This window comes from Kitasatospora sp. NPDC033851, assembly GCF_055576085.1.
Genome location: NZ_JBVIRL010000039.1, coordinates 15,945 through 41,944, shown reverse-complemented (window position 1 = coordinate 41,944; position 26,000 = coordinate 15,945). Strand labels below are relative to the sequence as shown.

Genomic DNA, 26,000 nt, shown 5'->3' with positions numbered 1-26,000 from the left:
GCCCCCATGCCCATTTCCACCGCACGTGTCGCCACCGACCGCCCCGGCCGCTACGCCAAGCAGCTCGCCGCCCACATGGGGCGCAAGATCGAGGCCGCCTACTCCGAGGAGACCGGCCGCGGCACTCTCGTCTTCAGCGCCGGCACCGCCACCCTGGAGGCACAGCCCGACGCCCTGCTACTCACCGTCGAGGGCGAGCGCGACAACCTGCCCGGCCTGGAGGACGTCGTCGGCCGCCACCTCGTCCGCTTCGGGGTCCGCGACGAACTCGTCGTCGAATGGCAGCGCGACAACGGCGAGGCGGGCCTGGTTCACCGCAACGAGGACCCCGAGGCCTGACGCCTCCCGATCCCGGCACCAGGCCGGGGCAGCCACCGGTCGAGCGGCCACACCACCAGGACGGCCAGGCACCAGCCGGCCACCACGTCCAACAGCCAGTGGAAGTCGCTCCACACCAGCCCCGCGCCCACCCCGAGTGCCAGCAGCGCCGCGCCCGCCGCCAGCCCCCGGGCGGCGCGCGGCCCCGACACCCGGGCCAGCAACAACGCCGCCACCCCGTACGAGATCGCGGCGGTCGCGGTGTGCCCGGACGGGTACCAGCCCCACTGCCCCGGCGTCAGCGGATCCCCGAGCGGACCCGGCCGGGCGAAGGCCGCCTTCGCCGGCACCACCAACAGCGGGATCAGCCCCGCCGTCAGCACCGCCACCGGCAGCGGCAGCCACCAGCGACCGGCAGCCCCGGCCCGGCGGCACCGCCAGGCGGCCAGTGCGCCGGCCAGCAGCAGCACCGGGATCGCCGGGACGCTGCTGCCCAGGTCCGACAGGGCGTGGCCGAGGTGGTCGAGCAACGCGTTCGGGACGTCGTGGCGTGCTGTGTGCACGGCCCGACGGATCCAGCGGTCCAGCCCGAGCAGCGGCCCGTCCACCGCCACCTGCCACGACACCGCCAGCAGCACCACCGCCGCCACCACCGGCACGGCCACCGACCGCGCCGCCCTGGCGGCGCGATCTGCCCCGGCCGTGCGATCCGCCCCAGCCGTCCGCGCCGTCCGCTCCGGGACAAAGGACAGCCGCCCCGGAGCAGGGGGGAGAGCTCCGGGGCGGCTCTGATGATCGCCGTTCCGCGCGCCCCGGGGGGTGTGGGTCGGACGGTCGGTCGATCGGCCTGCGGTATGCGCCGCCCCTCCCGGGGTGGCCTGGTTGTCCTCGCGGGGCACACGCGGACCCGCCCCCGAGGGAGGCTCCGCGGACGACTCCGCCAATGGCTGAGGCTCGCTGTCCATCTGCGATGACACTACGTCAACAGCCCTTCCGCGCCGAGCGCCTTCAGCGATTCCGCACATCATCTTCACCCCGCCCCGGGCAACCTCCCGAGCCCTCCGTCGATCATGCCCGGCCACCGCACCGAGCCGCCGCGCCGGGCCCGCGCACGGCCTCCGAACACAACCGAACGGCCCGTGCGGACCAGAGGTCCCCACGGGCCGTTCAGCGCTGTCCGGACATCCCTCCGGCAGGCAGATGGCGCCTGGATCAGGCGGCGGTGACACCCTGGAGCGCGAAGGCGCCCTCGATGATGTCCAGACCCTCCTCGAGCAGGTGCTCCGGGATCACCAGCGGCGGCAGGAAACGCAGCACGTTGCCGTAGGTGCCGGCGGTCAGGACCACCAGGCCCTCGGCGTGGCAGGCCTTCGCCACGGCGGCGGTGACCTCCGCGTTCGGCTCCTTGGAGCCCGGCTTCACCAGCTCGATCGCGATCATCGCGCCGCGGCCGCGGACCTCGCCGATCACGTCGAACTTCTCCTGCATCGCCCGCAGGCGGCCCAGCATGACCTCGCCGATCCGCTGCGCCTTGCCGTTGAGGTCCTGCTCCTTCATGGTCTCGATGGAGCCCAGCGCGGCGGCGCACGCCACCGGGTTGCCACCATAGGTGCCGCCCAGGCCACCCGCGTGCGCGGCGTCCATGATCTCGGCCCGGCCGGTCACCGCGGCCAGCGGCAGACCACCGGCGATGCCCTTGGCCGTGGTGATCAGATCCGGGACGATGCCCTCGTCGTCACACGCGAACCACTGGCCGGTACGGCAGAAACCGGTCTGGATCTCGTCCGCGACGAACACGATGCCGTTCGCCTTCGCGTACTCCACGATCGCCGGCAGGAAACCCTTGGCCGGCTCGATGAAGCCGCCCTCGCCCTGAATCGGCTCGATGATGATCGCCGCGACGTTCTCGGCACCGATCTGCTTGTTGATCATGTCGATCGCCTGCGCGGCGGCCTCGGCGGCGCAGTTCTCCGCGCCGGTCAGCCAACGGTAGGGGTAAGCCACCGGCACCCGGTAGATCTCCGGGGCGAACGGGCCGAAGCCCTGCTTGTACGGCATGTTCTTCGCCGTCAGGCCCATGGTGAGGTTCGTGCGGCCGTGGTAGCCGTGATCGAACACCACGACGGCGGTGCGCTTGGTGTAGGCGCGGGCGATCTTCACCGCGTTCTCGACCGCCTCGGCGCCCGAGTTGAACAGTGCGGTGCGCTTCTCGTGGTCACCCGGAGTCAGCTCGTTCAGCTGCTCGGCAACGGCCACGTAACCCTCGTACGGGGTCACCATGAAACACGTGTGGGTGAAGGCGGCCAGCTGCTCGCTCGCCTTGGCCACCACGGCCTCGGCGCTGTTGCCGACATTGGTCACGGCGATGCCGGAGCCGAAGTCGATCAGCGAGTTGCCGTCCACGTCCTCCAGCACACCGCCATTGGCACGGGACACGTACACCGGCAGGGTGGTGCCGACGCCGGCCGCCACCGCACCCAGCTTGCGGGCCTGCAGCTCCTGCGACTTCGGACCGGGGATCGCGGTGACCAGGCGGCGCTCCTGCGGGAGCGGCGTTGCGGCGCTCATGGGGTTTCTCCAGACTTCTCGGCTCGGTGCTTCGCAGGCTACGGCCGCCCTCCCCACCCAGGCATGCGCCACTCGGTAGCAGTGCGCCATCCGACTTGTCCGGCACGGCCAGCCCAGCCGACGCGACTACCCGCAGGCCCCGCTCCACTACCCTGAGCGCGGGCGTGTCGCCGGTACGGCGACATGGGTATGGCGGCACCGACGGCGGTCGGGCCGGGCGGGCGAGGGAGCGGGGCCGTACATGGCACACGACGGGTCACACCACCACGGCGAGCGCACCACCACCAGACCCCCGACCCCCCTGCCCCACCAGCGGCCCGGTACCTCCCCTTCCTCCTTCGACCTCCCCGGCTGGGCCTGCGCCCCGCGCCCCGAAGCCGAACCGGGCGTCTACCGGCTCGGCTACCGCCGACTCGACCCGGAGCGGGCGGAGGCAGCCAAGGTCGCGACCTGGCCGCTGCTGCTGCGGGCGGGGCTCAACGCGGTGGTGGCTTGGCTGGCCTTTGTCTACGGGGTGGAGTTCGCCACGGCCGGAACGACGATGATCGGTGTCCTTCCGTCGCAGTCGGCCTTCGTTGCCACGTCGGTGGTCCTGACACTGAACGTCCTGGTTCTCGGCATCGTCATCAAAGTCTTCGGCCGAATGGGCCGTTGGCCCGAGGTGTGGCGCCGGTACGTGTCGCCGCTGTTGTCGCGGACGGTGACGCAGGAGCAGCGCGCCGAGGAGGACGCCCCGGCGGCGGCCGAGGCGGCGCGGCGGCAGGACCCGTGGGACGGGCTGCGGCGGGGTGGGGCGGCGGAGGCGGCGGCGCGGCTCGACGGGGAGGCCGTGGGGGATGTCGACTACGTGCGGATCCAGCGCGCCTGGGAGTCCGCGCAGGCGGATCCGGTGTTCGTGCCGGCGTTCATCGAGCAGGTGGCCGCCCGCGGCGGGGCGGCTTTCGCTCATCCCTCCGAGACGCGCGAGTTGTCCGGTCGGGCGGAGGAGCACGATCTGCTGCTCGGCCAGGTCCGGCTCGGTACCGCGCAGGACGTGCCGAAGAATCCGGTGAGCCACCGGGCGGCCGGTTTCGCGCTGGACCCGGCGCTGCTGGGCACTTCGGTGCTGGCGGTGGGCCCGGCCGGGACGGGGAAGACCGCACGGCTGGCCCGGCCGGTCGCGGAGGCGCTGTGCCTGCAGGCGCTGGCCGGTACCGCCTGTGTGGTGGTGATCGGGGCGGCCGACGCGGATCTCGGCCCGGACGCCTGGTACGACGTGGTGATCGCGCCCGGCGACCCGTCCTCGGTGTACGGGCTGGACCTCTACGGCGCCGCGCAGGACCCCGACGAGGCGGCTGCCCGGCTGGCCGAGGCGCTGCTGCCGGACGAGCTGACCGCCCGTACGGAGAACGCCCGCACCGCGCTGCAGCAGGTGGTGGGTCCGTTCCACGCCGCGTACGGCCGTTACCCGGTGGTGCGTGAGCTGCGGGCGCTGCTGGGCGGTGATCAGGACGCGCTGGCGGCCTTGGTGAAGGCGCTCGGTACGGCGGGCCGGCTGGCTCTCCACGAGCGGGACCTGGAGTACCGCGAGCGCCAGCGCGACCGGGCGGACGATCCGGGGTCGCTGCTGGCGGACCGGTTGGCGCTGCTGGAGCGGCCCGCGTTCGAGGGCGCTTTCGCGACCGACGGCACGGGCCGTCCCCCGTTCGCGATGCGGGTGCTGGACCATCCGTTGCGGGTGCGGGTGAAGCTGCCCGAGCGCAGTCACCCCGAGGCGGCCCGGATGCTGTCGCGGCTGGTGGTGGGGCAGTTCGTGCAGGCGGCCGGGGCCCGCGAGGACCGCTCGCTGTTCGCGGGCCTGGTGGTGGACGACGCCTCGGCGGCGCTGGACGCCACCGCGGTGCGCGGGCTGCAGCGGATGCGGGGCGCGAACGCGGGCACGGTGCTGCTGCTGCGGACTCTGGTGGACCTGCCGGAGGCGCTGCGGGCACCGCTGTTCGGCGCGGTCGGCTGCCGGATGGCGTTCCCGGGGATCGCGCCGTGGGACGGGCGGCTGTTCTCGGAGGCCTGGGGGACGCATCTGGTGCAGGAGACGGCGGTCACCCACACCCCCGACACCTCCGGGGGGGTGATACGGCGCGCCGGTCGGGTCGGGCGGAAGGCGTTGTCGGGGACGACGGCGCAGACGGAGTCGGTGACGACGCGGGATGTGGAGCGGTTGCGGTGGTCGCCGTCGGATCTGGCGCACGCGTTGCCGGCGGGGCATGCGGTGGTGTCGCTGACGGCGGTGTCGGGGGAGCAGGTGCCGCCGTTGTTGGTGGACCTGCGGGGGTGAGACCGGGGCCGGGCCCGGGGCGGGACCGGGCGTGGTGGGGCCGGGCCGGAAGTCGCCTTCGAGGTGGATTCGGCAGTGCCGGTTGTCCGGTGCGTCCATAATGAAGGGGAGAGACCCTCACCACTCCCACGTCCCTCTCCTCGCCCGGCCGCAATGGCGCGGTCAGGTCGATCCCCCGAAGGTGCCATGCCCCCCACACTCGCCTCCGTTGTCCGCAACAGCTCGCTTCATCTGACGGTTCTCGCCGGTGCGGACCATCTGGAGCGGCAGGTCCGCTGGGTGCACACCAGTGAGCTGGACGACCCGACGCCGTTCCTGGAGGGTGGTGAGCTGCTGCTCACCACCGGTATCAAGCTGGGCCGTACGGCGGCGCAGTTGCAGGCGTATGTGCACCGGCTGGCCGATGCCGGGGTGGTGGGGCTGGGGCTGGGGGTGGGGCTGTCGCACACGGAGGTGCCGCAGCCGTTGGTGGAGGCGGCGGCGCAGCGTGGGTTGCCGTTGCTGCGGGTGCCGGAGCCGACGCCTTTCATCGCGATCAGCAAGGTGGTGTCGGCGGCGTTGGCCGCGGAGCAGTACGAGGCGGTGACGACGAGCTTCGAGGCGCAGGAGGAGCTGACCAGGGCTGCGCTGGGCAAGGACGGGACGACGGCCGTGGTGCGTCGGCTGGCGGCGCGCCTGGGGGGCTGGGCGGCGCTGTACGACGGCTCGGGTGCGTTGTCCGTGGTGGCGCCGGACTGGGCGGCGCGTCGGGCGGGGCGGTTGGCGGCGGAGGTGGATCGGCTGCGTCGGCGGCCGGCGCCGTCGAGTGCCGCGTTGCAGGGGCGTGCGCCGGGGATAGACACGGCGGACGAGGACTACGTGGTGGTCCAGTCGCTGGGGGCGGACCGGCGGGCGCGGGGTTTTCTGGCGGTCGGGACCGAGGACCGGATCACGCCGACCGAGCGGTATGTGCTGAACGCGGCGGTGGCGCTGCTGACTCTGACGCTGGAGCGCTCGCGCGAGTTGCGGCAGGCGGAGGAGCGGATGGGTGCGGCGCTGCTGCGGATGGTGCTGGCCGGTGAGGTGGCGACGGCCCGGCAGGTCGCGGTGGGGCTGTTCGGCGGCATGCCGGAGGGGACGATACGGGTTCTGGTGGCGGGCGCGGGGGCGGCGAACGCGGATGCCGCGGAGGCGCTCGGGGAGTTGGGCGACCGGGCGGAGCAGGCGGGTTCCCGGGTGGGCGAGAAGCTGCTGGTGGCGCGGGAGGACGGCGCGCACGGGCTGCGGCTGATGGTGTTGGCGCTGGACAACGGCGCGGTGCACCGGGCGTGTCTGGGTGCGGTGGAGGAGCACGAGGGCCTGTCGTTGGGCGTGTCGGCGCCGGCCGCGTTGGAGGATGCCGGGACGGCGTACGCGCAGGCCGAGCGGGCGCTGGCGGTGGCGTTGCGGGGTGGTCGCCGGTCGGTGGACCACGAGGAGGTCGGCGCGGGTTCGTTGTTGCCGCTGCTCGGGGAGGACGCGGTGACGGCGTTCGCGGAGGGATTGTTGCGGCCGCTGCGCGATCACGACCGGACGGCGCGTGGTGACCTGGTGGCTTCGCTGCGGGCGTGGCTGTCCCGGCACGGTCAGTGGGACGCGGCGGCGGCGGACCTGGGTGTGCACCGGCACACGTTGCGCTACCGGATGCGGCGGGTCGAGGAGTTGCTGGGCCGTTCGTTGGACGACACGGATGTGCGCATGGAGTTGTGGCTGGCGCTTCGTTCCGGCGAGGAATAGGCGCGGAGCCGATCCGGAACCGCGCGGAGCCGACCCGGAACCGCGCGGAACCGACCCGGAACAGGCGCCAAACAGCGAGGAGGCGCCAGGAACGGATCGGTCGGCTGGACGCGGTGGAGTGGCCTCGGGGCCGAACGCTCCTAGTCGGCCAATCCGGTCGGCGCGCCGACGCACCTACTCTCGGGTTCTGGTCCCACGTCCGTGCGGGCCGTACGACGACGAGGAGAGGGCCGGTACCACGGTGACCACCACGTACGATTTCTGGCTCGCCGGCCGCCGGGCGAGCGGTGACGCCGACTTCGAGGTGCACAACAGCTGGGACGGCCGTCTGGTCGGCAAGGTGAGCATCCCGACCGAGGCCCAGGTCGAGGAGGCGCTGGACGCCGCCGTCGCCGCCCTGCCGGTGTTCGCCGCGACCCCGGCGCACCAGCGTGCCGCCGCCCTGGACCACGTGGCCAAGCGGCTGGCCGAGCGCACCGAGGAGCTCGCCCAGCTGATCACCGCCGAGAACGGCAAGCCGATCAAGTGGGCCCGCGGCGAGGTCGGCCGCGCGGTGTCGGTGTTCCGCTGGGCCGCCGAGGAGGCGCGCCGCACCAATGGCGAGACCATGCGGCTGGACACCGACCCGGGCGGCGTGGGCCGTTTCGCGGTGGTGCGTCGCTTCCCGCGCGGTGTGGTGCTGGGCATCGCCCCGTTCAACTTCCCGCTGAACCTGGTCGCGCACAAGGTCGCCCCGGCGATCGCGGTCGGTGCCCCGATCATCCTGAAGCCGGCCCCGGCGACGCCGCTTTCGGCGATGGTGCTGGGCGAGATCCTGGCCGAGACGGACCTGCCGGCCGGCTCCTGGTCGATCCTGACCGTGCCGAACGACCGGATGCCGGCGCTGGTGCAGGACGACCGCCTGCCGGTGATCTCGTTCACCGGTTCGGACAAGGTCGGCTACCAGATCATGGATTCGGTGCCGCGCAAGCACTGCACCCTGGAGCTGGGCGGCAACGCCGCGGCCGTGGTCCTCGCCGACTGGTCCTCGGAGGCCGACCTGGACTGGGCGGCCACCCGGATCGCGATGTTCGCCAACTACCAGGGCGGCCAGTCCTGCATCTCGGTGCAGCGGGTGATCGCCGACGCGTCGGTGTACGACGCGCTGGTGGAGAAGGTCGTGGCCAAGGTCAGGGCCCAGGTCACCGGTGACCCGAACGACGCCGGGACGGACGTCGGCCCGCTGGTCGACGAGAACGCCGCGAAGCGGGTGGAGTCCTGGGTGGAGGACGCGGTCGCCAAGGGTGCCAAGGTGCTGACCGGCGGCACCCGCGAGGGCGCGACCTACGCTCCGACCGTGCTGGCCGAGCTGCCCGAGGACGCGATCCTGGCCAAGGCCGAGGTGTTCGGCCCGGTCCTGTCGCTGCACAGGGTGGACGGCACGGAGGAGGCCTTCGCGGCCGTCAACGACTCGGCGTTCGGCCTGCAGGCGGGCGTGTTCACGCACGACGTGCAGACCGCCTTCCGGGCCCACCGGGAGCTGGAGGTCGGCGGTGTGATCATCGGCGACGCGCCGTCCTACCGCGCTGACCAGATGCCGTACGGCGGTGTGAAGGACTCCGGTGTCGGCCGTGAGGGCGTCAAGTACGCGATGGACGACTACACGGTCGAGAAGGTGCTGGTCCTGACCGGCCTCGACCTCTGAGGGACGACCCCCGAAAGACCGCGTGACGAAGACCGCTTGACGCAAGACCGCTTGACGGAGGGCCCGGTTCGTCGAACCGGGCCCTCCGCGCGTTCAGCCGTCGTGCCCGGCCGCGGCGGCGACGGCCTCCTCGACGGTGGCGTTCCCGGCGACCAGCTCCAGGGTCAGTCCGGCGGTGCCGGGCTCGTGCAGCAGGGCGGCCAGGACGGCGGCCACGTCGGCCCGGTCCACCGTGCCGCGCCCGACCGAGGGGGCGAGGCGGACCAGGCCGGTGCCTGGGCCGTCGGTGAGCTGCCCGGGGCGCAGGACCGTCCAGTCCAGCGTGGTCCGGGCCCGTACGGCGTCGTCGGCGGCGCCCTTGGCCCGCAGGTAGGTCTCGAAGGTCTCGTCGGCGGGGTAGTGGGCGTCGTCGGCGGCGCCCATCGAGGAGATGATGAGGTACCGGCGGACGCCGGCGAGTTCGGCGGCGTCGGCGAGCAGTACCGCGGCGTCGCGGTCGACGGTGTTCTTGCGGGCGGCGCCGCTGCCCGGTCCGGCTCCGGCGGCGAAGACCACCGCGTCGGCGTCGGAGAGCAGTTCGGCGAGCTGCGGGGCGGTGGCGGCCTCCAGGTCGAGCAGAAGCGGCTCGGCTCCGGCGTCGGTCAGGTCCTGGGCCTGTTCGGGGCGGCGGATGATCCCGGCGGGGCGCTCGCCGCGTGCGGCGAGCAGCCGTTCCAGTTTCAGCGCGATCTTTCCGTGGCCCCCGGCGATGACGGTACGCATGGGTCCGACGGTAGCCCGAGGGGTGCCGGGTCGTCCTGGGGAAGTCCTGGGAGTGGCGCGGTCGCGGACAGGACACAATGGGCGCATGACTTCGCTCGCCCACCCGCAGCTGCGCTTCACGCCCACCGTGGCGGACCCCTCCGGCCCCCGGGAGCTGGTGATCCTCGGCTCGACCGGTTCGATCGGCACCCAGGCCATCGACGTGGTGCTCCGCAATCCGGACCGCTTCCGGGTGGTCGCCCTGTCGGCGGCCGGGGGCCGGGTGGAGCTGCTGGCCGAGCAGGCGCTGCGGCTGGGCGTGCACACCGTGGCGGTGGCCGACCCGGCGGCGGAGCCGGCGCTGCGGGACGCGCTGGCCGCGAAGGCGGCGGGCCGTCCGCTGCCGGCCGTGCTGGCGGGCCCGGACGCGGCGACCGAGCTGGCCGCCGTGGAGTGCCACTCGGTGCTGAACGGCATCACCGGGTCGATCGGGCTGCGGCCGACGCTGGCCGCGCTGGCGGCGGGCCGGGTGCTGGTGCTGGCCAACAAGGAGTCGCTGATCGTCGGCGGTCCGCTGGTGAAGGCGGTGGCGAAGCCGGGCCAGATCGTGCCGGTGGACTCCGAGCACGCCGCGCTGTTCCAGGCGCTGGCCGGCGGGACCCGCGCCGAGGTGCGCAAGCTGGTGGTCACCGCCAGCGGCGGCCCGTTCCGCAGCCGCACCCGCGAGCAGCTGGCCGGGGTGACCCCGCAGGACGCGCTGGCGCACCCGACCTGGGCGATGGGCCCGGTCGTCACGATCAACTCGGCCACCCTGGTCAACAAGGGCCTGGAGGTGATCGAGGCGCACCTGCTGTACGACGTGCCCTTCGAGCGGATCGAGGTCGTGGTCCACCCGCAGTCGGTGGTGCACTCGATGGTGGAGTTCACCGACGGGTCGACGCTGGCGCAGGCCAGTCCGCCGGACATGCGGATGCCGATCGCGCTGGGGATGGGCTGGCCGGACCGGGTGCCGGACTCCGCTCCCGCCTGTGACTGGACGAAGGCCGCCACCTGGGAGTTCTTCCCGCTGGACAACGAGGCCTTCCCGGCGGTCGAGCTGGCCCGGGAGGTGGGCACCCTGGGCGGCACCGCCCCGGCGGTGTTCAACGCGGCGAACGAGGAATGTGTGGAGGCGTTCCTGAAGGGCGGTCTCGCCTTCACCGGAATCGTGGACACTGTTGCCAAGGTCGTGGCCGAGCACGGACAGTACGACGGCGGGCCGGCCGCGTCGGGAACTTCCCTGACGGTGGAGGACGTCCTGCACGCGGAGGACTGGGCGCGCGCCCGGGCCCGTGAGCTGGCGGCGGGCTGACGGCCTCGATTGCGGTAGGACGAGACGATGAGTGGAGCGGCATGACGGAGGACCAGCGGTGGCAACGGTTTTGACGGTGGTCGGCATCCTGGTCTTCGTCATCGGGTTGCTCATTTCGATCGCCTGGCACGAACTCGGCCACCTCTCCACGGCCAAGCTGTTCGGCATCCGGGTGCCGCAGTACATGGTCGGCTTCGGCCCGACCCTCTGGTCGCGCCGCAAGGGCGAGACCGAGTACGGCATCAAGGCGATCCCGTTCGGCGGGTACATCCGGATGATCGGGATGTTCCCGCCGGGTGAGGACGGCCGGATCACCAAGCGCAGCAGCTCGCCCTGGCGGACCATGATCGAGGACGCCCGCGAGGCCTCCTACGAGGAGCTCCAGGAGGGTGACGAGCACCGGCTCTTCTACACCCGCAAGCCGTGGAAGCGCGTCATCGTCATGTTCGCCGGGCCGTTCATGAACCTGATCCTGGCGTTCGGGCTCTTCCTGACCGTCATGATGGGCTTCGGCGTCTCCATGAACGTGCCGACGGTCAGCACCGTCGCCCAGTGCGTGGTCAAGGCGGGCCAGCCCACCGACAACTGCCCGGCGGACGCCCCGCAGACGCCGGCTGCCCAGGCCGGACTGAAGGCCGGGGACAAGATCCTCTCCTTCGACGGCGACCGGATCCGCACCTACGACCAGCTCCAGGCGGACATCCGCCGCTCGGCCGGGAAGGCCGTCCCGGTGGAGGTCGAGCGGGACGGGCAGCGGCTCACCCTCAACCCGACCATCGCGGTCAACGACGTCCAGAAGTACGACGGGAACAACGTTCCGCTCAAGGGGCAGACCGTCAAGGCAGGGTTCCTCGGGTTCACTCCTGCGAGTGGCGTGGTCCGGCTGGACTTCGGGCAGTCCCTCGACCGGATGTACGACATGACCGAGAACGGGGTGAAATCGCTGGTCGCCCTGCCCGGCAAGATCCCCGGGCTGTGGAACGCCATCGTCGGCGACGCCCCGCGCGAGCCGGACTCGCCGATCGGCATGGTCGGCGCCGCCCGGGTGAGCGGTCAGGTCTTCTCCCTCCCCGACGAGACGGCCACCCAGCGGGTCGCGTTCTTCGTTAACCTGCTGGCCGGCATCAACCTGTCGCTCTTCCTCTTCAACATGCTGCCGCTGCTCCCGCTGGACGGCGGCCACGTCGCCGGCGCGGTCTGGGAGGCGGTCCGGCGCCGCTTCGCACAGCTGTTCCGGCGGCCCGATCCGGGCCCGTTCGACGTCGCCAAGCTGATGCCGGTGGCGTACGTCGTGGCCAGCATCTTCATCGGCTTCACGCTGCTGGTGATGGTCGCCGACCTGGTGAACCCGGTGAAGATCAGCTAGGGCGTTCGGGTACGGCGGGTGTGCTGGGGCCCGTTGCGGTGCCGTACCGTGGAGGCCGGGTGCGCGATCGTCAGCGCGCCCGGCCTCGGCCGTTCCAACGGCCGGGCGGTCGACCACACCTCTACCCCGGGGAACCCTGCGCACATGACCGCGATCTCGCTCGGTATTCCGTCCCTGCCGCTCAAGCCGCTCGCCAAGCGTCGTTACTCCCGGCAGATCATGGTCGGCAACGTGCCGGTCGGCGGCGACGCCCCTGTCTCGGTGCAGTCGATGACCACCACGGTGACCGCGGACATCAACGCCACGCTGCAGCAGATCGCGGAGCTGACCGCGTCCGGCTGCCAGATCGTCCGGGTCGCGTGCCCGTCGCAGGACGACGCCGACGCGCTGCCGATCATCGCGAAGAAGTCGAAGATCCCGGTCATCGCGGACATCCACTTCCAGCCGAAGTACGTCTTCGCCGCGATCGACGCCGGCTGCGCCGCGGTGCGCGTCAACCCGGGCAACATCAAGGCCTTCGACGACAAGGTCGGCGAGATCGCCAAGGCCGCCAAGGACGCGGGCGTGCCGATCCGGATCGGCGTCAACGCCGGCTCGCTCGACAAGCGCCTGCTGGAGAAGTACGGCCGGGCCACCCCGGAGGCGCTGGTCGAGTCCGCGCTGTGGGAGTGCTCGCTGTTCGAGGAGCACGACTTCCGCGACATCAAGATCTCGGTCAAGCACAACGACCCGGTCGTGATGATCAACGCCTACCGCCAGCTCGCCGCCGCGTGCGACTACCCGCTGCACCTCGGCGTGACCGAGGCCGGGCCGGCCTTCCAGGGCACCATCAAGTCGGCGGTCGCCTTCGGGGCGCTGCTGGCCGAGGGCATCGGCGACACCATCCGGGTCTCGCTCTCCGCCCCGCCGGCCGAGGAGATCAAGGTCGGCAACCAGATCCTCGAGTCGCTCGGGCTGCGCGAGCGCGGCCTGGAGATCGTCTCCTGCCCGTCCTGCGGCCGCGCCCAGGTCGACGTCTACAAGCTCGCCGAGGAGGTCACCGCCGGCCTGGAGGGCATGGAGGTGCCGCTGCGGGTGGCCGTCATGGGCTGCGTCGTGAACGGGCCGGGCGAGGCGCGTGAGGCCGACCTGGGTGTCGCCTCCGGCAACGGCAAGGGCCAGATCTTCGTCAAGGGCGAGGTCATCAAGACCGTTCCCGAGTCGAAGATCGTCGAGACCCTGATCGAGGAGGCGCTCAAGCTCGCCGAGCAGATGCAGGCGGCCGGCGTCGAGGCGGGGGCGCCGAGCGTCGTCGCGGGGGAGTGAACCCTTCGTAGTCCGTCCTGATGGCGCGGGGAAGCCTGCGTGAAGTTTTCCGGAAGCGGGGCCGTCCGTTCGCGGACGGCCCCGCAGCCGTAGCCGGGTGGGGCCACGGAGTAGGGTGCGGCCAGAGTCGTCTCAGTGAGGTGCTGTCTCGATGCTCGATCGAGGTGTGATGCTCCCGAGCTCCTTCCAGGCCGCCCGGGCCCTGGCCACCACCCGCGTGCTGGAGCCGCCCGACCTCGCGGACGCCCTGGAGATCCTCCACCGCGACCCGGTCGCCAACGCCTTCGTCGCGACCCGGGTCGAGGCCGTCGGGCTCGACCCGTGGCGGCTCGGCGGGGAGCTGTGGGGCTGGTACGACGGGGACGGCGTCCTGGGCGCGCTCTGCTACGCCGGGGCGAACCTGGTCCTGGTCGACGCCGGGCCGCAGGCGGTCGCGGCCTTCGCCGAGCGGGCCCGTCGGCAGGGGCGGCGCTGCTCCTCGATCGTCGGGCCGGCCGAGGCCACCGCCGCGTTCTGGGCGCTGCTGGAGCGGAGTTGGGGTCCTGCGCGTGAAGTCCGGGGCCACCAGCCGCTGTTGGCCACCTCGGTGCCCTCGGCGGAGATCGCGCCGGATCCGTTGGTGCGGAGGGTGCGGCACACCGAGGTCGAGGCGCTGATGCCGGCGTGCGTGGCGATGTTCACCGAGGAGGTCGGGGTGTCGCCGCTGGCGGGCGACGGCGGGCTCCTGTACCAGGCTCGGGTGGCCGAACTCGTTTCCACCGGACGGTCGTTCGCGCGGTTCGGGGAGGACGGGCAGGTCGTCTTCAAGGCGGAGGTCGGGGCCGTGACGGAGGGCGCCTGCCAGATCCAGGGGGTCTGGGTCGCGCCCGAGCACCGGGGGCAGGGGCTGTCCGAGACGGGGATGGCGGCGGTCCTGGAGATCGCGCTGCGGGAGGTGGCGCCGGTGGTGTCGCTCTACGTCAACGACTTCAACCTGCGGGCCCGGGCGGCCTATCGGCGGGTGGGGTTCCGGGAGGTCGGGGCGTTCATGAGCGTGTTGTTCTGAGGGCGTCGCTCCCGAGGGGCGGCTGTGTTGGGATCTTCGGCCGCGTTCGGGGGCCGCTGGTAGTAACGTCCGGGGCATGGATCAGCTGACCGGGGTGACGATCGAGGCCATCGACCTTGCGGACTGGGCGCCGCAGGCGCTGGAGGTCCAGGCGGTGGCGTTCGGGCTCACGCCCGAGGAGGTCGCGGTACGGCTGCACATCGTCGGGCGGCACGCCCAGCAGTCGGGGGTGATCGCGCTCGGGGCGATGAGCGGGGGGCGGCTGGTCGGGTTCGGGTACGGGATGCCCAACCAGCGGGAGCACTGGTGGAGCACGGTGATCGAGCCCTACCTGACCGTCCGGGGGCACGGGGGCTGGCTGGACGGGGTCTTCGCCGTCACCGAACTGCACGTGCTGCCGGAGTTCCAAGGGCAGGGCGTCGGTTCGCGGCTCATCCGGACGCTGTGCGAGCGGTCCGGGCTGGAGCGGAGCATTCTCTCGGCGATCGACGCGGAGACGCCGGCACGGCGGTTGTACCGGGCGTTGGGGTACCAGGACCTGGCGCGGGCGGTGCGGTTCCCGGCGACGGACCGGCTGTACGCGGTGATGGGGGCCCGGTTGCCGCTGCGCGGGTCGGGCGTCTGAAGTCGGGTCCTGGTCCCGCCGCGCGGGCCGGGGCTCGGAGCGGGCCGAGTCCCGGCGCGCCGGGGATCAGAGCGAGCCGGGGATCAGAGCGAGCCGGCGAGTTCGAGGTGGAGTTCGGCGTCCTCGCGGCGGTCCGCGGCGAGGGAGCGCAGGGCCAGGTCGACGGCGCGGAACAGGGCCCAGCCGCGGAGGCGGTCCCGGTCCACGTCGAGCGCGTCGGAGAGCTGGTGGAGACGGCGGCGGACGGCGGCGGGTACGCCGGGGGAGCCGAGCAGGGTGTCGGCGCGGTCCAGCGCGAGGCGGGCCAGGTCGTAGGCGCGCTCGCCGACGACGGGGCGCGGGTCGATGGCCAGCCAGGGGGCGCGGTCGGCGGCGAGGACGTTGCCGTGGTGGAAGTCGCCGTGCAGGAGGAAGGACTCGTCGGTGGAGCCGGTCAGGCCCCGGGCGGTGTCCAGGGCCTCGGTGATCAGGGACTGCGCCTCGGTGGCGGCGGGGTGGGAGCGGTGTTCCTCGACCCGCTCGGCGGTGGCGGCGACCCGCTGCGCGAGGGTGGGGAAGGGGTGCTCCGCGGGGAGCTCCGCCCAGAGCCGGTGCAGCAGGCTGGTGGCCTCCAGCATGGCCTTGGGCTCGGCGAGGGAGCGCAGCGGGATCTCGCCGTGGAGGCGTTCCAGTAGGAGGACGCCCTCGGAGGGGTCGGCGTCGAGGAGGAGGACGGCTCCCCGGCCGGCCCAGTGTCGGAGGGCGGCGTGCTCGTGGGTGGTCTCGGGGGTGAGCAGGCCGGTCTTGAGGACGGCGGGCGAGAGGTCGTCGCGGTGGACGTACGCGATCAGGCTGAGGCTGCCGCCGGGGTCGAGGACGCGTTCCAGGGTGAGGTCCCAGGCGGCGAGGTGGGCGGCCGCCCTGGTGGGGAGGGCGGCGAGCCATCGACGGCCGGCGTCGCCGTGGGTGGCGGTGACGGTGTGCGTCAGCCAGGTGGGGACGGTGATGGTGGGTGCGGCTCCCGACATGGGTCCATTGTCGGGGGTCGGGGGCGGAGTCTCAGCCGGTGGTGGCCGTGGGGGTGGGGATCCGGTCCGGTATGCCCGGGAAGGGCTGGTCGGGGGCGCCCCAGCGGTGGGCGCGCAGGGCGCACTCGCGCAGGGCGAGGGCGGCGGTGAGGCGGTGCGGGGTGGGGACGGCGGCGACCAGGTCGGCGTAGACGCCGGTCAGGCGGGCTTCCAGGTGGGCGGCGAGTCTGCCGGCGTCGGCGGGGGAGGTGACCGGGAAGGGGAGCCGGTAGCCGCCGGCGGCGGGCGTGGGGGCGCTGCCGAGGGAGTTGAGCAGGCGTTGCCAGGTGTCGCGTTGGGCCTGGTGGGCGGCGTAGGCGGTGCGGGCGTCGGTGCGCTGGGGGTCCTCAGGGAGGTGGGCGCCGACGACGCCGTAGCCGTAGACGGCGGCGTGTTCGGCGCCGAGCGCGTTCTGGAGGGCGGTGAGGGCGGCGGCGCCGGGGGTGGGGGCCGCCGAGGGGGAGGTGGCGGGTCGGGCGGTGACCGGTGGGGCGGGGGCGCCCAGGACCGTCGCGTGGAGGGTGTGGGCGGCGGCGATGGAGGCGAGCAGGCGGGCGAGGGGCGGGCCGGCGGCGTCGAGGTCGGCGAGGTGCGACTCGGCGGTCCGCAGTTCCAGCGCGGCCAGGCCGTCGGCGGCGGGCGCGGGAGTGACGGGCGTGGGAGTGCCGGGGGTGGGGGTGGGGCCGGTGGTCACGGGCGGTGACGGAAGGGCCGAGGCGGGCAGGCCCTCGGCGAGGGCGGCGCGGTGCCGGGCGTTCTCGGCGCGCAGGTCCGCGCTCCGGCCGCCGGGGGGTGCGGGCTGGGCGTCGTACCCGGCGAGGAGGACGTCGGTGGCGGCGATCGCGCGGAGGCGGATCGGGGCGTCCGGGTCGGGGCGGGGGCCGGTGGTGCCGGGGGTGGGGCCGGGGTGGTCGGTGGTGCAGGCGGCGGTGAGGGTGAGCAGTCCGAGGGACAGGAGGGTCCGTCGGCTGGGCGGCTGCATCGGGGTCACTCCGGGGCGTGTACGGGAGGACGGACTCCCCGCCTGCCCTCGTTGGCGTGAATGATTACAGAATCCCCACGATCTCGGGCCTGGTTCGGGCACACCGGGTCCCGGGCGGGCAGGTGTGAGCTTGCTCGCAGTGGGTGGTGTGCGAGCGGCCGGGGGTGGTCCGGAATCGGTGGTTGGGGGCTTCACCGGATAGGCTTTGGGCCGAGCTGCCGTGACCTGGTGTGGCGCCGGGGGCGCGGGGCGACCTTCTGACAACAGCAGACGCGGCCGAGGAGTCCACCCGGATGAGCACCACCCACACCGACCGGCTGCGAGCGTTGCTGGAGCCGCTGGCCGTGCAGGCCGGACTGGACCTGGAGGACGTCAGGGTCACCAAGGCGGGCAGCCGTCGGCAGGTGCAGATCGACGTCGACACCGACGGCGGTGTGGACATGGACGCCATCGCCGAGTTCAGCCGGGTGGTCGGCGAGGCCTTGGACGAGTCGGACCTGATGGGGGACGACGCCTACCTGCTGGAGGTCGGCTCGCCGGGTGCGGAGCGTCCGCTGGTGCTGCCCCGGCACTGGCAGCGGGCCGAGGGTCGGCTGGCCAAGATCCACCTGGTGGACGGCGGGGAGATCGTCGCCCGGGTGCTGGAGGCCGACGAGGACGGCGCGCTGGTCGAGGTGCAGCCGGTGAAGGGCCGCGGCCGTCCGAAGGAGCGCCGCCTGGAGTACGGCGAGGTGGCCCGGGCACGGGTCCAGGTCGAGTTCAACCGCAAGGACGACGAGAAGCTCCTGGACGAGGCCGCCGATTTCGACGAGGGGGACGACGGCGCCGAGTGATCCCGGGTGCCGTACGACCATGACGAACGTGACGAAAGACGAGGAGGCGTAGCCGTGGACATCGACATGAGTGCCCTGCGCACGCTGGTCAACGAGAAGAACATCCCTTTCGACCTGCTGGTCGAGTCCATCGAGTCCGCCCTCCTCACCGCGTACCACCGCACCGAGGGCTCGCGCCGCCGGGCCCGGGTGAACCTGGACCGCAAGAGCGGCCACGTCACCGTGTGGGCGATGGAGGACCCGACGGAGCTGGACGAGGGGGTCGAGCCGAAGGAGTTCGACGACACCCCGAACGGCTTCGGCCGGATCGCGTCCAGCATCGGTATCCAGGTGATGATGCAGCGCCTGCGTGACGCCGCCGACGACCAGACCTTCGGCGAGTACGCGGGCAAGGAGGGCGACATCGTCACCGGTGTCGTCCAGCAGGGCAACGACCCGAAGAACGTGCTGGTCGACATCGGCAAGCTGGAGGCCATCCTGCCGCCGCAGGAGCAGGTCCCGGGCGAGGACTACCGGCACGGCACCCGCCTGAAGTGCTACGTGGTGGCGGTCCGCCGCGGGGTCCGCGGGGCCTCGGTGACGCTGTCGCGCACCCACCCGAACCTGGTGAAGAAGCTGTTCGCGCTGGAGGTCCCGGAGATCGCGGACGGCAGCGTGGAGATCGCCGCCATCGCCCGCGAGGCCGGCCACCGCACCAAGATCGCGGTCTGGTCGCGCCGGGCCGGGCTGAACGCCAAGGGCGCCTGCATCGGTCCGATGGGCGCCCGGGTGCGCGCGGTGATGGGCGAGCTGCACGGCGAGAAGATCGACATCGTCGACTGGTCGGAGGACCCCCGGGACATGGTCGCCTCGGCGCTGTCCCCCGCGCGGGTGACCAGCGTGGAGATCGTGGACGCCGTCCAGCGTTCCGCGCGGGTGATCGTGCCGGACTACCAGCTGTCGCTGGCGATCGGCAAGGAGGGGCAGAACGCCCGTCTGGCCGCCCGTCTCACCGGGTGGCGGATCGACATCCGGCCGGACACCGAGGGCCAGTCGGAGGACGGCGACCGTCCTCAGTAGGAAAGAAATCGGGTGGCGGCCGACCGGTGGTCGGTGTTCTCCTGGCCGTCCCGTGGTCCCCTGGGATCTGCGGGGCGGCGCCATGTCGCTTCGGAGGGGTAGACTTGCCTTCGTCTGGCCGGACGCACGTCCGAGCACGCCCGGAACGCACCTGCGTGGGCTGCCGCAAGCGGGCGGCCAAGCATCAGCTGTTGCGTGTCACGGCGGTCGAGGGCGAGTGCGTCCCTGATCCCCGTGGCGCACTGCCGGGCCGGGGCGCTCACCTGCACCCCGATCCGGCCTGCCTCGACCTCGCGGTCCGCCGTCGGGCGTTCCCTCGGGCCTTCCGCCTCCAGGGCCCGCTCGACACGGAGCGGCTCCGCGAGTTCATCGGGGAGCGGGCAGGCGGAGCCTCCTAGGCGGGCCACCTCCCGTGACGGCCGTCGCTCCACGCGGCGGAGAACCACCGCAACAAGCACAGCGCGCGGGCAGCCGCGCGCCGTGCCACCAGTCAGGTACCTCGCGATGTGGAAGTAGGTCGAGATTGCGATGAGCACTCGATGAGTACGCGATGAGTACGCGATGGGTACGCCCATGAAGTAGCGACAGTCCGGCGGACGAGACCCCCGGACTCATAGACAGGAGTGAAGTGGCTAAGGTCCGGGTTTATGAACTCGCCAAGGAGCTTGGCTTGGAGAGCAAGGCCGTCATGGCCAAGCTCACCGAGCTCGGCGAGTTCGTCCGTTCGGCGTCCTCGACGATCGAGGCGCCGGTCGTGCGCAAGTTGACTGACGCGCTTGGTGTGGCCCCCACCGGTGGTGGTTCCGCTGCCAAGCCGGGTCCGCGGAAGTCCGCGGCGCCCTCCCCCGCTGCCGGCTCGGGTACCCCGAAGCCGGGTGGCCCGACCCCGGGTCCGCGCCCCAGCGCGACCCCTGGTCCCCGTCCGACCCCGGCCGCCGCGGCTCCCGCCGCTCCGGCCGCTCCCGCCGCTGCGGCGGCGGCCCCCGCGGCCGCCTCGAAGCCGGGCGCGCCGACCCCGGGCCCCCGCCCGGCCGCGCGTCCCGCTGCTCCGGCGGCCCCGGCCGCTCCCGCGGCCGAGTTCTCCTCGCCGGCTCCGGCCGGTGACACCCCGCGTCCGGCCGCCGATGCCCCGCGTCCGGCCGCCGATGCCCCGCGTCCGGCCGCCCAGGCCCCGCGTCCGAGCGGCGGCCAGGCCACCGGCGGCGCCCGTCCGGGCCCGCGTCCGGCCGGCCCGCGTCCGGGCAACAACCCGTTCACCTCGGGCAGCGCGACCGGCATGGGTCGCCCCGGCGAGCGCCGTCAGGGTGCGCCGGGTGCGCGTCCGGCCGGTGCGGGCGCCCAGGGTGGCGACCGTCCCCGTCCGGGTGGCGACCGTCCGCGTCCCGCCGGTGCCCCGGGTGCCGGTGCGCCGCGTCCCGGTGGCGACCGTCCGCGTCCCGCCGGTGCCCCGGGTGCCGGTGCGCCGCGTCCCGGTGGCGACCGTCCGCGTCCGGGTGGTCCGGGTGCCGGTGCTCCCCGTCCGGGTGGCGACCGTCCGCGTCCCGACGGCATGCCGCGTCCGGCCGCGCCGCGTCCCGGCGGCCCGACCCCGTCCGGCATGCCGCGCCCGAACCCGGGCATGATGCCGCAGCGTCCGGCTCCGGGCCCGCGTCCGGGCCCGGGTGGCCGTGGTCCCGGTGGCCCCGGCGGTCGTCCGGGTGGTCCGGGTGCCGGCGGTGCCCGTCCCGGCTTCCAGGGTCGTCCGGCCGGTCCGGGCTCGCGTCCGGCCGGTGGCGGCGGCTTCGGCGGCCCGCGTCCCGGTGGCGGTGCCCCCGGTGGCGGCGGCGGCTTCGGCCCGCGTCCCGGTGGCTTCAGCGGTCGCCCCGGCGGCCCGGGTGCCCGTGGTGGCACGCAGGGTGCCTTCGGTCGTGGCCCGGGCGGTCGCCCGGCGCGCGGTCGCAAGTCGAAGCGGGCGAAGCGCCAGGAGTACGAGGCCATGCAGGCCCCGTCCGTCGGCGGTGTGATGCTGCCTCGCGGCAACGGCCAGACCGTTCGCCTGTCGAGCGGCGCCTCGCTGATGGACTTCGCGGAGAAGATCAACGCCAACCCGGCCGCGCTCGTCTCCGTCATGTTCAACCTCGGTGAGATGGTCACCGCGACCCAGTCGGTCTCCGACGCGACCCTCGAGCTGCTGGCCGGCGAGATGGGCTTCATCCTGGAGATCGTCAGCCGGGACGACGAGGACCGCGAGCTGCTGGAGTCGTTCGACATCGACTTCGGTGCCAACGAGGGCGACGAGGACCAGCTGGCCCCGCGCCCGCCGGTCGTCACCGTCATGGGTCACGTCGACCACGGTAAGACCCGCCTGCTGGACGCGATCCGCAAGTCCAACGTGGTGGCCGGCGAGGCCGGTGGCATCACCCAGCACATCGGTGCCTACCAGGTCGCCACCGTGGTGAACGGCGAAGAGCGCCCGATCACCTTCCTCGACACCCCGGGTCACGAGGCGTTCTCCGCCATGCGTGCCCGTGGTGCCAAGTCCACCGACATCGCGATCCTGGTGGTCGCGGCCAACGACGGTGTCATGCCGCAGACGGTCGAGGCGCTGAACCACGCCAAGGCCGCCGGTGTGCCGATCGTGGTCGCGGTCAACAAGATCGACGTCGAGGGCGCCGACCCGACCAAGGTCCGCGGTCAGCTGACCGAGTTCGGTCTGGTGGCCGAGGAGTACGGCGGCGACACCATGTTCGTCGACATCTCCGCGCGCCAGGGTCTGAACATCGACCAGCTGCTGGAGGCCGTGGTCCTGACCGCGGACGCCTCGCTCGACCTGCGGGCCAACCCCGAGCAGGACGCGCAGGGTATCGCCATCGAGGCGCACCTCGACAAGGGCCGCGGCGCCATGGCGACCGTGCTCGTGCAGCGCGGTACGCTCCGCGTCGGCGACTCGATCGTCGTGGGCGACGCCTACGGCCGCGTCCGCGCGATGCTCGACGAGAACGGCAACCACCTCACCGAGGCCGGTCCGTCCCGTCCGGTGCTGCTGCTCGGTCTGACCTCGGTGCCCCGCGCCGGCGACAGCTTCATCGTCGTCGACGAGGACCGCACCGCGCGTCAGATCGCCGAGAAGCGCTCGGCCCGCGACCGCAACGCCGCCTTCGCGCAGCGCCGGGTCCGGGTGTCCCTGGAGGACCTCGACAAGGCCATCGCGGCCGGCGAGATCGAGCAGCTCAACCTCATCATCAAGGGTGACGTCTCCGGTTCCGTGGAGGCCCTGGAGGACGCCCTCGTCAAGCTGGACGTCGGCGAGGAGGTCGAGCTCCGCATCCTGCACCGCGGTGTGGGTGCGATCACCGAGTCCGACGTCAACCTGGCGATGGGCTCCGACGCCATCATCATCGGCTTCAACGTGCGCGCCGAAGGCCGTGCCCGTACCGCGGCCGACAAGGAAGGCGTGGACGTCCGGTACTACTCGGTCATCTACCAGGCGATCGAGGAGATCGAGAACGCCCTCAAGGGCATGCTCAAGCCGGAGTACGAGGAGGTGCGCCTCGGTTCCGCGGAGATCCGCGAGGTGTTCCGTTCCTCCAAGTTCGGCAACATCGCGGGTGTCATCGTCCGCGAGGGCCTGCTGCGCCGCAACGCCAAGGCACGCCTCATCCGCGACGGCAAGGTCGTGGCGGAGAGCCTCACCATCGAGGGCCTGCGTCGTTTCAAGGACGACGCGACCGAGGTCCGCGAGGGCTTCGAGGCCGGTGTGACCCTCGGGTCGTTCAACGACATCAAGACCGAGGACGTCATCGAGACCTACGAGATGCGCGAGAAGCCGCGCGCGTAAGCGGGTGGCTGCCGGGGCCGGTCGACGGGTGGTATTTCCGTCGACCGGCCCCGGTCTCGCTGTGTAGGGTCCCGGGGTAAGTCAGATGTAGCAGTACCAGCCCGGTTCAGGGCTGTCCCCGAGGCCTTCCAGGTCGGCGAGACCTGTCATACATGTTCGTGGGAACACTCACCTTCGACCTGCTGCTGGGCGACGTCCACTCGCTCAAGGAGAAGCGTTCGATCGTGCGGCCCATCGTGGCCGAACTGCAGCGCAAGTACAGCGTGTGCGCTGCCGAGACCGGGAACCAGGATCTGCACCGCCGGGCCGAGATCGGCCTCGCGGTGGTGTCCGGCGATGCCGGGTACATCACCGAGATCCTGGACAGCTGTGAGCGGTTGGTCGCCGGCCGCCCCGAGGTACAACTCCTCTCCGCGAGGAGGAGGTACCACAACGACGACGATGAATGAGAGCTGTGGAGCCGGTCGGCGGAAGTCGCCGTTCTCACACAGATCAGGACCGAGAGCGCCCGCAAGGCCGGGCGCGGGCCGGTACTTTGGGGCGTGGGCCCCGACGGGTGCGCAGCTCGCCCGGGTACCGGGCCCACTGCACGAGGAGGCAACGTGACCGACACCGCAAGGGCGCGCAAGCTCGCCGACCGCATCCAGGTGGTCGTCGCCCAGACCCTGGAACGGCGGATCAAGGACCCCCGACTGGGGTTCGTGACCATCACCGACACCCGGGTGACCGGCGACCTGCGCGAGGCCACCGTCTTCTACACCGTCTACGGTGACGAGACCGAGCGCCAGGCCAGCGCGGCCGCGCTGGAGAGCGCCAAGGGCGTGCTCCGCTCCGAGGTCGGCAAGCAGACCGGGGTGCGTTTCACCCCGTCGCTGACCTTCGTCGCGGACGCGCTGCCGGAGAACGCCCGGAACATCGACGACCTGCTCGACCGGGCCCGGAGCTCCGACGCCGCGGTGCGCACGCAGGCCGCCGGGGCGAGCTTCGCCGGCGACGCGGACCCGTACCGGGTTCCGGCGTCCGAGCGTGACGACGAGGACGAGTAGTCATGGCGGGTGAGCCGGCGCAGGCCGCCTCGCGAGCCGGAACGACCACGGGGGCGTCTTCCACCAGCACGGTGGAGGGTGCCCTCGCGGCGCTTCCGGGGCCGCGCGCCGAGGAGAGCGGGTTCGAGCTGCTCTGGCAGCAGGTGGTGGCGGAGATCGGGCGAGCCCGTTCGATCGACCTGATCTGCCACATCTGCCCGGACGGCGACGCGCTGGGTTCCTCGCTGGCGGCCGCGCTGGCGCTGCGCGCGCTCGGCAAGCAGGTGCGGGTCTCCTTCGGTGACGACCCGCAGATCGTGCCCGAGTCGCTGTCCTTCCTGCCCGGCCAGGAGCTGATCGTGCCGGCCGCCGAGGTGCCGGACGTGCCCGAGCTGGTGCTCTGCTTCGACGTGGCCGCGGAGAGCCGGCTCGGCCTGCTGCACGACAAGGCCTTCGCCGCGCCCGTCCTGGTGGTGTTCGACCACCACGCCTCCAACCCGGGCTTCGGCACCCACCAGCTGATCGACCCGGCCGCGCCGGCCACCGCCGTGCTGGTCGACGAACTGCTGCGCCGGCTCGGCGTCGAACTCGACCGGGACCTGGCCACCTGCCTCTACACCGGCGTCGCCACCGACACCGGCTCGTTCAGGTACCGGGCCACCACGCCCGCCACCCACGAATTCGCCGGCCGGCTGCTGGCCACCGGCATCCGGCACGACCTGATCTCCCGGCAGCTGTGGGACACCTCCTCCTTCGGCTACCTCAAGGTGCTCGCGGGCGCGCTCGACCGGGCCGTCTACGAGCCGGAGGCGGCCGGCGGCCTCGGCCTGGTGTGGACCTGGGTGCCGTACCAGGACCTGGCGCTGTTCAGCGTCACGGTCGAGGAGATCGAGGGGCTGATCGACATCCTGCGCCGCCCGGCCGAGGCCGAGGTGGCGCTGGTGCTCAAGCAGGACCCGGACGGCACGCTGCGCGGTTCCTCGCGCTCCAAGGGGGCGGTGGACGTCGCCGCGGCCTGCGCCGAACTGGGCGGCGGGGGGCATGTCTACGCGGCCGGATTCAGCGTCCGGGAGGACGTGGCCGGCGTGGTCGAGCGGTTCCGGGACGCGCTGCGGCCGGTACGTTGATCATCTCCTGACGTTTTCCGACGCTTTCAGGTCCGACGCTTTGAGAGAAAGAACCCGATGAAGCGCAAAGGCACCGGCCCGGACGGCCTGGTGATCGTCGACAAGCCCGAGGGCATCACCTCCCACGGGGTCGTCGCCAAGATGCGGTGGCTGGCCGGGACCCGGAAGGTCGGGCACGCCGGCACGCTGGACCCGATGGCCACCGGCGTACTGGTGATCGGTGTCGAGCGGGCCACCCGGCTGCTCGGCCACCTGATGCTCACCGCCAAGACGTACGAGGCGACCGTCCGGCTCGGCCAGACCACTGTCACCGACGACCGGGAGGGCGAGATCACCGCCTCGACCCCGGCCGACGCCGTCACCCGGGAGGCGATCGACGCCGGGATCGCGGCACTCACCGGCGAGATCATGCAGGTGCCGTCCAAGGTCAGCGCGATCAAGATCGACGGCAAGCGCTCGTACGCCCGGGTGCGCGAGGGCGAGGACTTCGAACTCGCGGCCCGGCCGACCACGATCCACTCCTTCACCGTGCACGAGCAGCGCCCGGCGGTCGCCGAGGACGGCACACCGGTGATCGACCTGGACGTGACCGTCGAGTGCTCCTCCGGCACCTACATCCGGGCGCTGGCCCGGGACCTGGGCGCCGGGCTGGGCGTCGGCGGGCACCTGACCGCGCTGCGGCGCACCAAGGTCGGGCCGTACGGGGTGGAGTCGGCGCGCACCCTGGAGCAGCTCGAGGCCACCGTCACCGGCGACTCCGCCACGGGGCTGGAGGTGCTGCCGATCGCGGAGGCCGCGGCGGCCGCCTTCCCGCGCTGGGACCTGGACGAGGCCTCGGCGCAGAAGCTGTCGCACGGCTCCCGCCTCAAGGCGCCCGGGCTGGGCGTGGACGGGCCGATCGCGGTGTTCGGGCCGGACGGGCGCTTCCTCGCCCTGGTCGAGGAGAAGGACGGGCAGGCGAAGCCGGTCGCGGTGTTCGTCGGCTGACCGCCCTTGGCGCCGCCGTCGGCTGACGGCCCGCAGTGCCGCTCGAGATCCC

Annotated in this window: 22 protein-coding genes; 17 read left to right on the top strand and 5 right to left on the bottom strand. The window is 72.8% G+C overall.

The genetic code is table 11. The features are described 5' to 3' along the window. Positions 1–6 precede the first annotated feature (6 nt). Positions 7–339 carry a DUF2218 domain-containing protein gene (locus tag ACZ51D_RS39625; RefSeq protein WP_360505328.1) on the top strand — a complete coding sequence of 111 codons (333 nt, stop codon included), beginning with the start codon at positions 7–9 and terminating at the stop codon, positions 337–339. Here the strand turns inward: ACZ51D_RS39625 and ACZ51D_RS39620 are convergent. Both ACZ51D_RS39620 and gabT read right to left on the bottom strand, forming a co-directional pair. After that, the gene (locus tag ACZ51D_RS39620) at positions 312–983 is read right to left on the bottom strand and encodes a phosphatase PAP2 family protein (protein WP_465665102.1); all 672 of its coding nucleotides are present in this window, start codon (positions 981–983) and stop codon (positions 312–314) included. The genes ACZ51D_RS39625 and ACZ51D_RS39620 overlap by 28 nt on opposite strands. A gap of 547 nt (positions 984–1,530) precedes the next feature. Next, positions 1,531–2,886, bottom strand: coding sequence for a 4-aminobutyrate--2-oxoglutarate transaminase (gene gabT / locus ACZ51D_RS39615; RefSeq protein ID WP_360505324.1), 1,356 nt, complete (start codon positions 2,884–2,886; stop codon positions 1,531–1,533). Between the two features lie 241 nt (positions 2,887–3,127). Between gabT and ACZ51D_RS39610 the strand changes: the two genes are divergently transcribed. The 3 genes from ACZ51D_RS39610 (at position 3,128) to ACZ51D_RS39600 (ending at position 8,639) form a co-directional block, all read left to right on the top strand. After that, a complete protein-coding gene (locus ACZ51D_RS39610; protein WP_465665100.1) occupies positions 3,128–5,200 on the top strand; it encodes a type IV secretory system conjugative DNA transfer family protein in 2,073 nt (690 codons plus the stop codon). A 186-nt stretch (positions 5,201–5,386) separates the two neighbouring features. Continuing rightward, positions 5,387–6,955, top strand: coding sequence for a PucR family transcriptional regulator (locus tag ACZ51D_RS39605; RefSeq protein ID WP_465665098.1), 1,569 nt, complete (start codon positions 5,387–5,389; stop codon positions 6,953–6,955). 241 nt (positions 6,956–7,196) lie between these two features. After that, positions 7,197–8,639 carry an aldehyde dehydrogenase family protein gene (locus ACZ51D_RS39600; RefSeq protein ID WP_465625252.1) on the top strand — a complete coding sequence of 481 codons (1,443 nt, stop codon included), beginning with the start codon at positions 7,197–7,199 and terminating at the stop codon, positions 8,637–8,639. A 93-nt stretch (positions 8,640–8,732) separates the two neighbouring features. On the opposite strand, the gene ACZ51D_RS39595 is transcribed toward ACZ51D_RS39600, so the two are convergent. Further along, the gene (locus tag ACZ51D_RS39595; protein ID WP_465665096.1) at positions 8,733–9,401 is read right to left on the bottom strand and encodes an NAD(P)-binding oxidoreductase; all 669 of its coding nucleotides are present in this window, start codon (positions 9,399–9,401) and stop codon (positions 8,733–8,735) included. An 85-nt stretch (positions 9,402–9,486) separates the two neighbouring features. On the opposite strand from ACZ51D_RS39595, the gene dxr reads away from it, so the two are divergent. The 5 genes from dxr to ACZ51D_RS39570 all read left to right on the top strand — a co-directional run bounded on the left by dxr (position 9,487) and on the right by ACZ51D_RS39570 (position 15,072). Further along, a complete protein-coding gene (gene dxr / locus ACZ51D_RS39590; RefSeq protein ID WP_465665094.1) occupies positions 9,487–10,731 on the top strand; it encodes a 1-deoxy-D-xylulose-5-phosphate reductoisomerase in 1,245 nt (414 codons plus the stop codon). 58 nt (positions 10,732–10,789) lie between these two features. Then, a complete protein-coding gene (locus ACZ51D_RS39585; protein ID WP_360505312.1) occupies positions 10,790–12,097 on the top strand; it encodes a M50 family metallopeptidase in 1,308 nt (435 codons plus the stop codon). Positions 12,098–12,241: 144 nt separating this feature from the next. Next, positions 12,242–13,402 (top strand): flavodoxin-dependent (E)-4-hydroxy-3-methylbut-2-enyl-diphosphate synthase, encoded by a 1,161-nt coding sequence (gene ispG / locus ACZ51D_RS39580; protein WP_360505310.1) that lies wholly within the window; start codon positions 12,242–12,244, stop codon positions 13,400–13,402. A gap of 169 nt (positions 13,403–13,571) precedes the next feature. Next, positions 13,572–14,447, top strand: coding sequence for a GNAT family N-acetyltransferase (locus ACZ51D_RS39575; protein WP_465625276.1), 876 nt, complete (start codon positions 13,572–13,574; stop codon positions 14,445–14,447). A 76-nt stretch (positions 14,448–14,523) separates the two neighbouring features. After that, entirely contained in the window at positions 14,524–15,072 is a 549-nt protein-coding gene (locus ACZ51D_RS39570; protein ID WP_465625247.1) for a GNAT family N-acetyltransferase, read from the top strand. 83 nt (positions 15,073–15,155) lie between these two features. On the opposite strand, the gene ACZ51D_RS39565 is transcribed toward ACZ51D_RS39570, so the two are convergent. Next, positions 15,156–16,079, bottom strand: a complete 924-nt coding sequence (locus ACZ51D_RS39565; RefSeq protein WP_465665092.1) for an aminoglycoside phosphotransferase family protein — start codon at positions 16,077–16,079, stop codon at positions 15,156–15,158. Between the two features lie 31 nt (positions 16,080–16,110). Further along, positions 16,111–17,100, bottom strand: coding sequence for a ferritin-like domain-containing protein (locus tag ACZ51D_RS39560; RefSeq protein WP_465665118.1), 990 nt, complete (start codon positions 17,098–17,100; stop codon positions 16,111–16,113). Positions 17,101–17,393: 293 nt separating this feature from the next. On the opposite strand from ACZ51D_RS39560, the gene rimP reads away from it, so the two are divergent. The 8 genes from rimP to truB all read left to right on the top strand — a co-directional run bounded on the left by rimP (position 17,394) and on the right by truB (position 25,948). Beyond that, positions 17,394–17,933 carry a ribosome maturation factor RimP gene (gene rimP, locus ACZ51D_RS39555; RefSeq protein WP_360505304.1) on the top strand — a complete coding sequence of 180 codons (540 nt, stop codon included), beginning with the start codon at positions 17,394–17,396 and terminating at the stop codon, positions 17,931–17,933. A gap of 54 nt (positions 17,934–17,987) precedes the next feature. Then, entirely contained in the window at positions 17,988–18,992 is a 1,005-nt protein-coding gene (gene nusA, locus ACZ51D_RS39550; RefSeq protein WP_360505302.1) for a transcription termination factor NusA, read from the top strand. A 104-nt stretch (positions 18,993–19,096) separates the two neighbouring features. Further along, a complete protein-coding gene (locus ACZ51D_RS39545) occupies positions 19,097–19,390 on the top strand; it encodes a YlxR family protein (RefSeq protein ID WP_360505300.1) in 294 nt (97 codons plus the stop codon). A gap of 230 nt (positions 19,391–19,620) precedes the next feature. After that, the gene (gene infB, locus ACZ51D_RS39540; RefSeq protein ID WP_465665090.1) at positions 19,621–22,809 is read left to right on the top strand and encodes a translation initiation factor IF-2; all 3,189 of its coding nucleotides are present in this window, start codon (positions 19,621–19,623) and stop codon (positions 22,807–22,809) included. 152 nt (positions 22,810–22,961) lie between these two features. After that, on the top strand, positions 22,962–23,258 hold the full coding sequence (locus tag ACZ51D_RS39535; protein ID WP_360505296.1) for a DUF503 domain-containing protein: 297 nt from the start codon (positions 22,962–22,964) through the stop codon (positions 23,256–23,258). Positions 23,259–23,411: 153 nt separating this feature from the next. Beyond that, positions 23,412–23,855, top strand: coding sequence for a 30S ribosome-binding factor RbfA (gene rbfA, locus ACZ51D_RS39530; protein WP_360505294.1), 444 nt, complete (start codon positions 23,412–23,414; stop codon positions 23,853–23,855). Positions 23,856–23,857: 2 nt separating this feature from the next. Next, positions 23,858–24,961, top strand: coding sequence for a DHH family phosphoesterase (locus ACZ51D_RS39525; protein ID WP_465625239.1), 1,104 nt, complete (start codon positions 23,858–23,860; stop codon positions 24,959–24,961). Positions 24,962–25,018: 57 nt separating this feature from the next. After that, entirely contained in the window at positions 25,019–25,948 is a 930-nt protein-coding gene (gene truB, locus ACZ51D_RS39520) for a tRNA pseudouridine(55) synthase TruB (RefSeq protein ID WP_465665088.1), read from the top strand. Positions 25,949–26,000 lie beyond the last annotated feature (52 nt).